Origin of the sequence: Pseudoalteromonas sp. McH1-42 (genome assembly GCF_022347845.1) — a bacterium.
Lineage (GTDB): Bacteria > Pseudomonadota > Gammaproteobacteria > Enterobacterales > Alteromonadaceae > Pseudoalteromonas > Pseudoalteromonas rubra_D.
In genome coordinates this window covers 232,499-244,571 of the sequence record NZ_JAKRFU010000013.1, presented here as the reverse complement: position 1 = coordinate 244,571, position 12,073 = coordinate 232,499, and the positions used below count along the sequence as shown (strand labels likewise).

The following is a 12,073-nucleotide window of genomic DNA, read 5'->3' as shown; positions in this document are numbered from 1 at the left end:
TGTACTCGACCGGGCACTGAACCTGTGCCCACCGGGTGTGGCTGGTGAGCTTTATATTGCCGGTACAGGACTGGCACGGGGTTATGTTAATCGTGCCGATCTGAGCGCCGAGCGCTTTGTGGCCGACCCGTTTATCAATGATGGCAGCCGCATGTATCGCAGTGGCGACTTAGTATGCTGGAACAGCGAAGGTCAGCTGGATTATCTCGGCCGGACCGACCATCAGGTGAAAATTCGTGGTTTCCGTATTGAACTGGGCGAAATTGAGGCGGCCCTGTACGCCACTGATGGCGTCCGGGAAGCAGTCATAGTGGCCGACCGCGATGGCGCGACGCAGCGTCTGGTGGGGTATGTATCGGGCGTCGAACTGGCGGTCGACGCGCTCAAGGCTGAGTTGGCAGCCCAACTGCCAGACTATATGGTGCCGACCGTGATCATGGTGCTGGATACTTTGCCATTGAACAGCAATGGTAAAATCGATCGTAAAGCACTACCGAAACCTGAGCTGAACAGCACCGCGCAGTATGTTGCGCCACAGGGCAAGGCCGAGCAATTACTGGCCGAGAGCTGGCAAAGTGTGCTGGGTGTTGCTCAGGTTGGCCGGGATGATAATTTCTTTGCGCTGGGTGGCGACTCTATCCTGAGCCTGCAGATTATTGCTCGGCTGCGTCAGGCTGGTTTTTCAGTGACGGCAAAACAGCTGTTTGAATTACAGACGGTGGCCAAACTAGCCCCGCTGATGACTGAGCACAATGCTGATGATTTACCACAGCAGAATGTCAGTGGTCAGGTGACACTGCTGCCTATTCAGCAAGCGTTTTTTGAGCGTAACATGGCGCGCTACCAGCACTGGAATCAGGCGGTGATGCTAGAATTGGCGACACCGCTGGCCGCCGAGCAGCTGACACAGCATGTCATTGCTTTGCTGACACAGCACGACGCACTGAGACTGCGCTTTGTCCGTGATGCAGCAGGACAGTGGCAACAAAGTTATCGTGATGTCAGTGCCGATATGGCGGCGCAAAGCATCTGGTATCAGCGTGCCTCAATCAGTGAGCTGACTGACATTGCCGAGCGGGCGCAGCGCAGTCTGGATCTGGAAAATGGCCCGCTGCTACGTGTGGTGCATGTGAGTCTTGACGACGGCACTGCGCGCTTATTAATGGTGATCCATCACCTGGCGGTCGATGGGGTTTCCTGGCGCATTTTGCTGGAAGATTTGACTACCTTGTGGCAGTCGGAGCAAGCGCAATTGGGCGCAAAAAGTCACAGCTATCAGTTCTGGGCACAGCAGATCCAAAGCTATGCCTCGTCACATCCGGCTGAATATGCCTACTGGCAGGAAATGGCGACGCCGCAGACCCGTTTCCCTGAGCTGAACCCGGCGGGCAGTCGCCAGTATCAGGCTGCGGATATATCTACCCTGACACTCGATACAGCAACGACTACGGCACTGCTGACCCAGGCTGGACAAACTTATCGAACTCAGGTCAATGATCTGTTGCTCAGTGCTCTGAGCGAAGCCTTATACCGCTGGACGGCACAAACTGAGCATCAGATTAACCTCGAAGGACATGGCCGTGAGCCATGGAATGATGAGGTTGATCTGAGTCGCACTGTGGGCTGGTTCACCAGCCTGTTCCCGGTGTTGTTGACACGCCAGCCTGAGCTGTCTGACACCATTAAGTACAACAAAGAACAGTTACGTAGCATCCCGAACAAAGGGATTGGTTACGGGGCTTTCCGTTACTACGGTAGTGCCTCGCAACGCAGCGAACTGGCGGCACAGACGCCTGCTGAGATAGAGTTTAACTATCTGGGTCAGCTAGATAACGTGGCCAGCAAAGAAGCTGGCTGGCGGCCTGCTACTGAGTCCACCGGTACGGCCTGGGACCCGAATTATGAAATGGACACTGAGCTGTCTATCACAGCGCAAGTCACCGATGGTCAGTTACAGGTGTTGATCCGCTATGCGCCACAACGACTGCCTGCACAGCAGATTGATATCTTCACGGCGCATCTGCAAGGTGCCCTGGAAGAGGTGGTGGCTCAGTGTGCAGTGGCACAGGCGACCTTTACGCCATCTGATCTGCCGCTCAGTGGTCTGAGTCAGGCGCAAATAGATAGCTTGCCCCTGGCACTTGATGACGTCAGTACGTTATATCCTTTGTCACCGATGCAGCAGGGCATGTTATTCCAGAGCCTCTATCAGGGGGGCGAAACCTATATTAACCAGAGCTGCTTTATGGTCACTGGCCTGGATGTGGCGCGCTTTAAAGCCGCCTGGCAGCAGGTCATTGAACGCCATGACGCGTTACGTACCGGGTTTATCGATGTCGACGGCATCTCTTTGCAGTATGTTGCTAAATCAGCTCAGTTGGACTGGGAGATCGTGGATTGGCGTGATCAAACGGTCTCAGAGGCGGCGCTGAAAGCATTTGCCAGACAGGAATCGCGTCGCGGGTTTGACCTGCAACGTGACCCTGGTTTAAGCAGAATGCGTATTATCGAGCTCCCAGATGGTCGCCACGCTCTGATCTGGACCATGCACCATATCCTGACTGACGGCTGGAGCCGCGCTGCCATGCTGGGCGAGGTGCTGATGGCTTACGAGGGGCAAACCTTGCCGCCGGTGGCGGGTCAGTACGGCGATTACATTGGTTATTTATCACAGTTAGATGAGGCGCAAAATCGCACTTTCTGGCAGCAACAGTTGGCAGGATTGCATGAGCCCAGCTACCTCAGTGGTACTTTGACTAAGCCTAAAAATGGGCAGTTCGGTGGCTTTGATGTGAGCCTGTCAGAGGCTGAATTTACGCAGTTGGTGGCTTTCTGTCAGGACCATCGTATCACGCAAAATACCTTAGTGCAGGGCGCCTGGGCGCTGCTGCTCAGTCGTTACCTGGGCCGCGACACCGTGTGCTTCGGTGCTACGACTTCAGGCCGGCCGAACGATTTGGCCGGTCATGACGCCATCCAGGGCATGTTCATCAATACGGTGCCTATGGTCTCGTCGGTGAACCCTGCCCAGTCGCTGAATGAGTGGTTGCAAGTGCAGCAAACTAATGCACTGGCAGTGCGTGAGCATGAGTTCACACCCTTGTATGAAATTCAAAAGCTGGCAGCACAGTCCCTTGAACTCAGCCGTGAAGGTCTGTTCGATACCCTGCTGGTTTTTGAAAACTACCCAATTGACGAAGCGATGTTGCAACAGGAAGCACGCCAGACGCGTTTTGAGGTATTAGAAGACCGTGAAGAAACCAATTTCCCGCTGACCATCAGCTTTATCCAGGAAGACACTCTACGACTGCACTTCAGCTATCAGGGTAGCGAGCTGGCCGAAGCCGAGGTAAAAGCGCTCGCGGAACAGTACAAAACACTGATCCTGGCTATGTTACAGACACCACAGGCGCGTTTGTCTGAGTTTTCACTGGTCAGTGAGACACAGCAGCAGGCGTTGCAGGTGCAGGGCTTTGGTGAGCCCATCACGCCGCTGCATCCGGGGGCTGTTGAGCCCATTTATTTACCGGGCGGTGAGGTGTCTCAGCCTGGGGCAACGCAATATCAGGATGTGGTGTCAATGATCAACCGTCTGGCAGAGCTAACGCCAGATGCTGATGCGGTGATCTGTGATGGTCGCAGCTACAGCTACAAAGCGCTGGCCGACAAATCCAGTCAGTTGGCACATTATCTGCGCGAACAGGGCGTCAAGCCTGAGCAGCGCGTCGGTGTGGCACTGGCACGAGGCATAGATTTACCACTGGCCTTTTTGGCCATTCTCAAAGCCGGGGCGGTGTATGTGCCGATGGATCTCAGTTATCCGCAGGAACGACTGGCCTATATGATCAAGGACAGCCAGATGAGCCATATTCTGGTCAGTGATAACAGCCTCGACGACATTGCCGGTGCAGCCACTTTGCATCCGTTTGCTGACATTAAACTGAGTGAACAATGGCAGCAGCCAGTGGTATATCCGGCGCAGGGGGCGTATCTGATATACACCTCGGGGTCGACGGGCAATCCTAAAGGGGTGCTGGTCAGCCGGGCATCTATCGCGGCACATTGTCGTGGCATTGGTCGACGTTATGAAATGCGTCCAAGTGATCGCGAGCTGATCTTTATGTCGTTCTGTTTTGATGGTGCACATGAGCGCTGGTTGACCGTATTGACTCATGGTGCGGCTGTGGTGATCCGCCCTGAGCGCCAGTGGGACTTACACGAAACCTATCAGAATCTGCATCAGCAGCAGGTGTCTATTGCCGTATTCCCGCCGGTGTTTTTGCGTGAACTGGCGGCCCATGTTGAGCAGGTGGGCAACCCGCCGCCGGTCCGGGTATATTGTTTTGGTGGCGATGCCATGCCGCAGGCCACTTTTGAGCTGGCTCAGCGTGTGCTGCAACCCGACTTCTTCATCAATGGTTATGGCCCGACAGAAACGGTGGTCACGCCACTGACCTGGAAAGCTTTGCCGGGCAGTGAGTTTGATGCAGTCTATGCACCCATCGGTGAGCTGGTTGGCCAGCGTCAGGCCTGGCTGCTCGACAGTCATCTTAATCTGGTGTTGCCAGGACAGGTGGGTGAGTTATATCTGGCCGAAGAGATCGGTCTGGCAAGGGGCTACCTGAATCGTCCTGACCTAACCGCCGAGCGCTTTGTGGCCAACCCGTTTGCCAACGATGGCAGCCGCCTATATCGTACCGGCGATTTAGTGCGCTGGAACGAGCAGGGGCTGATGGAATACCTGGGTCGTACTGACCATCAGGTGAAAATTCGTGGTTTCAGGATTGAGCTGGGTGAAATTGAAACCCTGTTGCGCAAGTGCTCGGAAGTACGCCAGGCCGTAGTGGTGGCAGATGACACGCCCAGCGGTAAGCGCCTGGTGGCGTATGTCAGTGGCCATCAGGGCGAACAGCCCGATGAAGCCGCACTCAAAGCTATGCTGACGGCCAGTCTGCCGGATTACATGGTGCCTGCGGTGATCATGGCGCTGAGCGATTTACCGCTGAACAGCAATGGCAAAATAGACCGTAAGGCGCTGCCGAAGGCTGAGCTACAAAGTGAAGTCAGTTATGTGGCACCTCATAATCAAAGTGAAGCTTTGATGGCACAGATTTGGCAAAGTGTGCTGGGTGTGGCACAGGTCGGGCGTCGGGATAATTTCTTCGCGCGGGGTGGTGATTCTATTTCCGGGCTGAAAGTGATTAGTCTGTGGCAGCAGCGCAGCGAGCAGCCGCTGGCGCTCAAGCAACTGTGGCAGGCGGGTGATTTGGCAGCGCTGGTGGCAGCCATGCAAAATACGGACAGCACCCTGTTACAGCCGCTGAACACGCACACGGACAAAGCCGAGACCTTGTATTGCTTCCATGAAGGCAATGGCCTGACTGCACCATACCGCCCGCTGGCCGAGCAGCTCACGGGTCAGTTTAACTGCGTTGGGGTCGCCCCGGCGGCGAATCTGTCAGACATTAATGGCCTGACTGCGCTGGCCGGGCATTACGCTGAGGCGCTCATGACGGCGCAGCCGCACGGGAATTTCCATTTGATGGGCTGGTCACTGGGTGGCGCATTGGCGGTGCTGGTGGCCCGCATGCTGAAAGCACAGGGACGAACTGTCCGTCAGGTATATCTGGTGGACAGCTGGAACCCGTGTAGTGACTTTGCCGCCACGCAGCTGAGTTGGTCAGACTGGGCGCTGGAGTGGATCGGTGGATCTGCTCAGCCGGTCGACACGGCATTGCATCAGACGTTTGTGGCTGAGCTCACTGCCGCCTTACAGCAGGACCTGAAGGATGCAGAGACGCTGGCAGCCTGGTTGGTGGCACATCGCACTCGCTTTGCTGACTTGTTCAACGAAGAGTTGCTACTGCTGCCTGAACAGGAACTTTGCAAACTGCTATCCGATGGGTATGAGCTGTATCGACTGGCCCGGATGGAGCCGGCAGAGAGTCAGCCGGATTATGTGCTGGAAGGCGTGGCCGAACGGGCGCACGCCTGGTGGTCTACGGATGCTGAGCCTGCTGCGACAGCGGCCTATCAAACCATGTTGGGTACTACAGTGACGGCGACTCACACAGAGGATGATCACCAGCAGATCATTCGTGCAGCGTCAGTTCAGAGTGACCTGATAGCCAAACTTACTCTGCGGGACTAATCCTCCCGCACACCTTTAAAAGCCGCTGTAAAGCGGTTTTTTTATGCCTTACAGAGCATACCCATTGCACTGAAATACCTGTTTAAATTGAAAGCGTAAGTATCACGCTAACGGTGTTAAAGAATGCGCATTTAGAACATTAACAAAGAGGAAAGTCGCACAGCAGGGGGGGGACAGGGGGTGGAGAAAGCAAACGGGCTTCGCGATGGAAGCCCGTTTGCAGGGAGATTATAGCTCGAGCGCGTCGACAATCTCTGCAGAGCGCACAGCCAGAATGGACAGCAGCGAGTCGCTGATCCCGTGGGTTTGCTCATTCACGCCCTGAGTGAAGATCTTGGGCTTGAACTGTTCACTGGTTTCGAGCTGATATTGGCGCGTGATGTTAGGTTGCAACCACTCACTCACTTGCTCAAGCAAAGGCGAACGGCTTGGGTACTGGTAGCCCGTGGCCAGTACCAGCTGATCGTACTCAACCTGGCTGACACCATGGACACTTTCCAGTTCCAGTACCACTTTGCCCTGGGCATTGATGCTGGCACCATTAACACTGGTGCGGTTGCGAATAGCCAGTCGATCTGTGCCGTTAAGCTTCTGTTGATAGAGGCTGGCGTAAATGTGGTCGATCAACGGCTCATCTACGACTGAATAGTTGGTGCTGCGGAATTCATTGAAGTAACGATCTTTTTGTTCAGATGACTTGCTGAACACCACGTCAGTAAAGCTGGGATCAAAGATCTCGTTAACAAACGGACTGGAATCGGCCGGCTTCATCGCACCAGCGCGCATGATCATATCCACAGCAGGTTGCTCGTTCATCGCGGCCAGATCAGCGAAGATCTCGGCGCCACTTTGGCCGGCACCGATCACGGCGACGCGATCACCGTCTTTCACTTTATCCTTATTATGCAGATACTGTGATGAGTGCCAGACGTTATCGGCATCCTGAAGTGCGCTGAACGGAGCAGGCACTTTCGCCGAGCCACCCACGCTGACCACCAGGTGCTTGGTCAGGCGGACACTTTGCTGACCTTCATTGTCGCGGCTGATCACTTTGAGGTGATCAACCTGACCGTCCAGTAACACCGGCTCTACGCCACATACCTGCTCACCAAAATGACAGTGATCACGGAAATGACTGGCTGCCCAGCCAAGGTAATCGTTAAATTCGTGTCTTGATGGGTAGAAGGTTTTCAGGTTGATAAAGTTGTCGAGGCGTTTGTTGTGGTGCAGGTAGTTAATAAAACTAAAGTGACTGGTAGGGTTACGCAGCGAGACCAGATCCTTTAAGAAGGAGATCTGCATCGTGGTGTTGTCCAGCAACATGCCGCCATGCCAAAGAAAATCCTGTTGCTTTTCGATAAAGCAGACTCGATCGCTCAGTTTGTTTTGCTCCTGAAGGGCGATTGCCAGGGCCAGGTTGGCGGGACCAAATCCAATCCCAATCACGTCGTATAGTTTCATTGTTTTGCCTTTGATTACCTTAACCACACGCATAGCTGCGTGAAATAGTGTTTCTTGCCCTTAAGGACGAAGGCTACGGGGGTTTCTTTAGGCTTGAGTCGGGGGAAATCACAACAAACCACAGAGAAAAAAAACGCCTTGATCCAGAGCAAAAACCCACCGATTAATATGAATTTTTTACCCACCAGCTCGTCTAGCTAATCAACTGGGGCAAAGGTTTTACTTTTGTCCACAATTTCAATAACTAAGAATGAATGGGTAAAGCGATATGCAAGTTGCCGGAACGGCTCTGAAACGCTGTGCGATATTGAGTGAACAGGCCATTGCACTGACTCAGAAACTGGTGCGTTATAAATCCATTACCCCGGACGATGCCGGCAGCTTTTGCTTTTTAGTTCGCAAGTTGCAGTCGCTGGGGTTTGACTGTCATGAAGTGACGCGTCAGGGGGTCCGTAATCTGGTCGCTAAACGGGTATTTGGCCCGGGTGAAACACTGGCTTTTGCCGGACACCTGGATGTGGTGCCGCCAGGTCCGATGGAATTGTGGCAAAGCCCGCCCTTTGCAGCCAATATTCAGGATGGTCGACTTTATGGTCGTGGTGTTGCGGATATGAAAGGCGCGATTGCCTGTTTTATTGCCGCCGTTGAATCGATCCTGGCGCAGTGTACACGTGGCAGCCTGATGTTTTTGATCACCTGTGATGAAGAAGGGGAGGCAGAGCATGGCACCGTCGCACTGATGAGCTACCTTAAGCAGCAAGGGGTTGATCATCTGCCAGATTACTGTCTGGTTGGTGAGCCCTCAAGCCGCAAGACGTTGGGTGATGTGCTCAAAATTGGTCGTCGTGGATCTTTGTCTGCGCATATTCGGGTCTATGGCCGTCAGGGCCATGTGGCCTATCCGCATAACTGTGATAATGCCACCCATCACACCGCGCGATTATTGCAGCGCTTGTTGGCGCTGGAATGGGATAAAGGCACGGCGCAGATGCCGGGCACTACGTTTCAGGTTACGCAGCTCAACAGTGGTGAGTTTGTTGACAATGTGGTGCCGGGCGCGTGTGATGTCTGCTTTAATTTCCGTTACAGCAGCCGCTTTAATGAGGCGGAGTTAAAGCGCATGATCGACGACATTTTGCTGGATCTGGATTTAAATTACGACATTGAGTGGCAACGTCCCTGCGCACCCTATTTTAATCAGGCGGATGAATTCGTCGCCTTGATCTGCAATGCCATAGAGGCGGTGGTGGATCAGGTGCCTGTGTTGACCACAGATGGCGGTACGTCTGATGGGCGGTTCATTGCCTCCAGCCATACTCAGGTGATTGAATTTGGCCTCAGGAACGACAATATCCATCAGGTCAACGAATCGGCAGACGTGCAGGATATTTCTGATCTGGCACATATTTACCAGTTGGTGATCCAGGCGTTCTGCCTTGATCCGCAGCGGCTGATGGACGCTCAGGTTGAGCAGCTGGAAGCGTTAACTTAATCGTTTGAATGGTGACGTGACGTTAAAACGTCGCGCCACCATCTAGGGTGATCACCTGTAAGGTGGTATGAGAAGACAGGCTGGATGCCACAAACACAATACTGTCGGCAATTTCTTCTGCAGTGGCCAGCTTCTGCAACGGGATCCCCAGCTTATACTGCGCTGCAAAGCCATCAATCACTCGTTGTGCACCCTTTTCATCTTGCCACATGCCCGTCTGCATTGGTGTCAGCGTCGAGCCTGGTGCTATCACATTACAACGCACACCAAAGTTGGCCAGCTCCAGCCCGGCTGTCAGCGTCAGCTGTGTCACCGCAGCTTTGGAGGCGCAATAGGCTGCCATTTGCTGGCGTGGGGTATCAGCAGCGTTGGAACCAACAGTGACCACTGCGCCTTTACCTTGCTGTTTAAAATGCGGCGTGCAGGCGCGTAAAAAAGTAAACACTGCGGTGCTGTTGACGGTTTGACAGTGCTGCCACTGAGCCAGCGTCAATTGCTCCAGGTCGCCCAGCTCCAGCACCCCGGCGACATTAATCAGGTTGTATGGGGCAAGTCCCTCCGCGACCAGTTTGTCCAGCTGTTGAGCGAGCAGCTCCGGTGCACCTAAATCACATTCTATGGCACGATGCAGCACACTGAGATCGCTAAACTGGCGATCAAAGCCAATCACTTTGGCACCCAGCGCATGAAAACGCTGTGCGGCGGCCAGGCCGATGCCCTGGCCGACGCCACTGATCCACACAACCTGATCGTGATATTCCTGTTGCAGTCTGGCATCAAACGACATATCCAGCTCCTGCGGTGAGTTCATTGATGACTGAATCGAGTGTGCGATTCGGCTGTGCTGACCAGCAGCGGGCTGCGGCGAAGATCTGTGTCTGCACTTGCTGTTGCTCAGAGTCTGTATAACGAGCGACGTTGGCGTCGGTATCCAGCTTAGCCGGTTGGTCCTGCAACAAGTGCCATTGCAACATGATGTCGTCGGTGGCGCCGGCGCTGAGAATATGCGACTGACACGCAACGGCGCCGTATTTAGGGTTACTGGAAAACGGTAACAGGTTGACGGTCGGGCCATATACGTGCGGGCTCAGGCCTTGCTTGTTGCGCTCGCGTTTGAGCTCTTCAACCCGAAAGGTCTGCAGTGCTTTGAGAGATTTGATCCCCTGGTTGATCACCCGGCAGCACTGACTGAGGGTCATCTCAGCATCCAGTACCAATGGCAGCGGCATCACGTTGCTTTGCACGCAGGGGGTGCTGAGCTCCACCTGATGCTGGCGGTTCATCATGATCATGCCCAGGGTGACATGGTACTGCCCCGATTTGGCGACCAGCGCGGCGCACACGGCGGCGATCAGCAACTCGGCATGACCGGCCTGACATAAGGAGGCTGCCGACTGAATGGTATGCCAGTCTGCACGGCTCAAAGTCGCACTTTGGCGGCGGTTAGCCTCAGTCACATCCGCCTCACTGCTGCTAAAACTTTTTGCGGGCGGGGTATTCTCAAGCCAGGAGATTAAGGTGGCTTTCGCCACTTGCTGACGTGCCAAGTAGGTTTCGCTGCGTTGCCATTCGAGCAACTGGCTTTGTGTACCAAAGCGCAGATTGGGCAGTGCCCGGCCTTTTTGTAATGCGTTATAACTACGGTTCAGTGCCTGAGTAAACAAGCCAAATCCATAGCCGTCGAGCAGTAAATGGTGACCCACAATAAACAGCAGGTCTTGCTCTGGGGTACGTACCAAAGTCAGTTTGAGCAAGGCCTCATCGGGCAATGAAAAACTCTGTGCCATATACGGTGCAACAAAGTCATTGGCAAAAGCCTGAATGTCTTCTGGCTGGGTGTCCTGGGTTTGAATGTGGATCTGTGGCACCTCCTTATTCGGGCTAAGCTGAGGCACAAAACTGGCGTCATGGACAAACCGGCCCGCCAGACAATCGCTGCTTTGCCACACGTGGGCAAGCGCCTGTTGTAACATGGTTGCGGAGATCTGACCCTGAAACTCGATACATTCGGCGACGTTAAACAGTGTCCCCCGGCCGCTGATGGTGTGCAGCAGCCACATCGCCTGTTGCGAATCGGTTAATGGCAACGCGCTGGACATCAGTCCTCCTTACGCTCTTCGAGCAGCTCAACCCAGGCCGCCAGTGTCGGGATCTGAGCCAGTTCGATAAAGTTGGTTTCAATGCCTTGTTGCTGCCACAGGGCAATGAGGTTCATCACCTGCACGGAATCCAGACCATAGTCGATGAGACTTTCATGTTCATCAAACTCATCCTCCTCACAATCAATCAGCGGCAGGATATGCGCTTTGAGGCCTTCCAGTGTGGTGATGTCCTGCGTTTCTTCTCCCAGGATCTCGGCGACCGTCGCCACTTTACCGCAGCGTCCAGCCACAAAGTTCAGTGCCATCAGGTGCTCATCGCGGCTGAAGTCGGCAATCGCATCGGCAATCACAAACGGCTGAATGTCACGCATAAAGGCATCTACCGCGGTGGTCATCACCCCGATATGGCCGTAGATACCGACTATCATCAGCTGATCACGGTTGCGCTCACGCAGTTGCGTTTCAAAGTCGCACTTTTGAAAGGCACTGTAGCGCCACTTGGTCAGGACCACATCCTGCTCGCCTGGTGCCAATGCATCGACAATCGGCTGTTGCGCCGGGTCTTGCAGGCCCGGGCCCCACATATCGCTCAGTAGTCCGCGTTCATGCTGACCCTGCTTGATTGGCTGGGCGGTGTAATAGACCGGAATACCCTGGTCGTAACAGAACTGCTTGAGGCGCTGAATGTGGCTGATCATGGTTTCAATCAGCGGGTTATTATCACCGTAGTAACCGACAAAATAGTGCTGAACATCGTGGATCAACAGGGCGGCACGGTTTGCATCGAGCTGCCAGTCAACGCGGTTTTCGGGTAACTCCGCAGCGCGGGGTAACGGATAATGGGATAGCTTAGGAATACTCATCGTG

At 54.3% G+C, this 12,073-nt stretch carries 6 protein-coding genes; 2 read left to right on the top strand and 4 right to left on the bottom strand.

Annotated elements, in window-relative coordinates; all coding sequences use genetic code 11:
- Nucleotides 1-37: 37 nt before the first annotated feature.
- A complete protein-coding gene (locus MHN31_RS13865; RefSeq protein WP_239444522.1) occupies nucleotides 38-6,151 on the top strand; it encodes a non-ribosomal peptide synthetase in 6,114 nt (2,037 codons plus the stop codon).
- Nucleotides 6,152-6,379: 228 nt separating this feature from the next.
- On the opposite strand, the gene MHN31_RS13860 is transcribed toward MHN31_RS13865, so the two are convergent.
- The gene (locus MHN31_RS13860) at nucleotides 6,380-7,612 is read right to left on the bottom strand and encodes a lysine N(6)-hydroxylase/L-ornithine N(5)-oxygenase family protein (protein WP_125558685.1); all 1,233 of its coding nucleotides are present in this window, start codon (nucleotides 7,610-7,612) and stop codon (nucleotides 6,380-6,382) included.
- Between the two features lie 268 nt (nucleotides 7,613-7,880).
- On the opposite strand from MHN31_RS13860, the gene dapE reads away from it, so the two are divergent.
- Nucleotides 7,881-9,104: a succinyl-diaminopimelate desuccinylase gene (dapE, locus tag MHN31_RS13855; protein ID WP_125558687.1), complete on the top strand. Its 1,224-nt coding sequence runs from the start codon at nucleotides 7,881-7,883 to the stop codon at nucleotides 9,102-9,104.
- A gap of 22 nt (nucleotides 9,105-9,126) precedes the next feature.
- On the opposite strand, the gene MHN31_RS13850 is transcribed toward dapE, so the two are convergent.
- The 3 genes from MHN31_RS13850 to MHN31_RS13840 are packed head-to-tail and all read right to left on the bottom strand — an operon-like array spanning nucleotide 9,127 to nucleotide 12,069.
- A complete protein-coding gene (locus MHN31_RS13850) occupies nucleotides 9,127-9,891 on the bottom strand; it encodes an SDR family oxidoreductase (protein ID WP_239444521.1) in 765 nt (254 codons plus the stop codon).
- Nucleotides 9,881-11,203, bottom strand: coding sequence for a condensation domain-containing protein (locus MHN31_RS13845; protein ID WP_194867446.1), 1,323 nt, complete (start codon nucleotides 11,201-11,203; stop codon nucleotides 9,881-9,883). The genes MHN31_RS13850 and MHN31_RS13845 overlap by 11 nt, the downstream gene beginning before the upstream one ends.
- Nucleotides 11,203-12,069, bottom strand: a complete 867-nt coding sequence (locus tag MHN31_RS13840; RefSeq protein ID WP_239444520.1) for an isochorismatase family protein — start codon at nucleotides 12,067-12,069, stop codon at nucleotides 11,203-11,205. Before MHN31_RS13840 ends, MHN31_RS13845 begins: the two co-directional genes overlap by 1 nt.
- Between the last annotated feature and the right edge of the window lie 4 nt (nucleotides 12,070-12,073).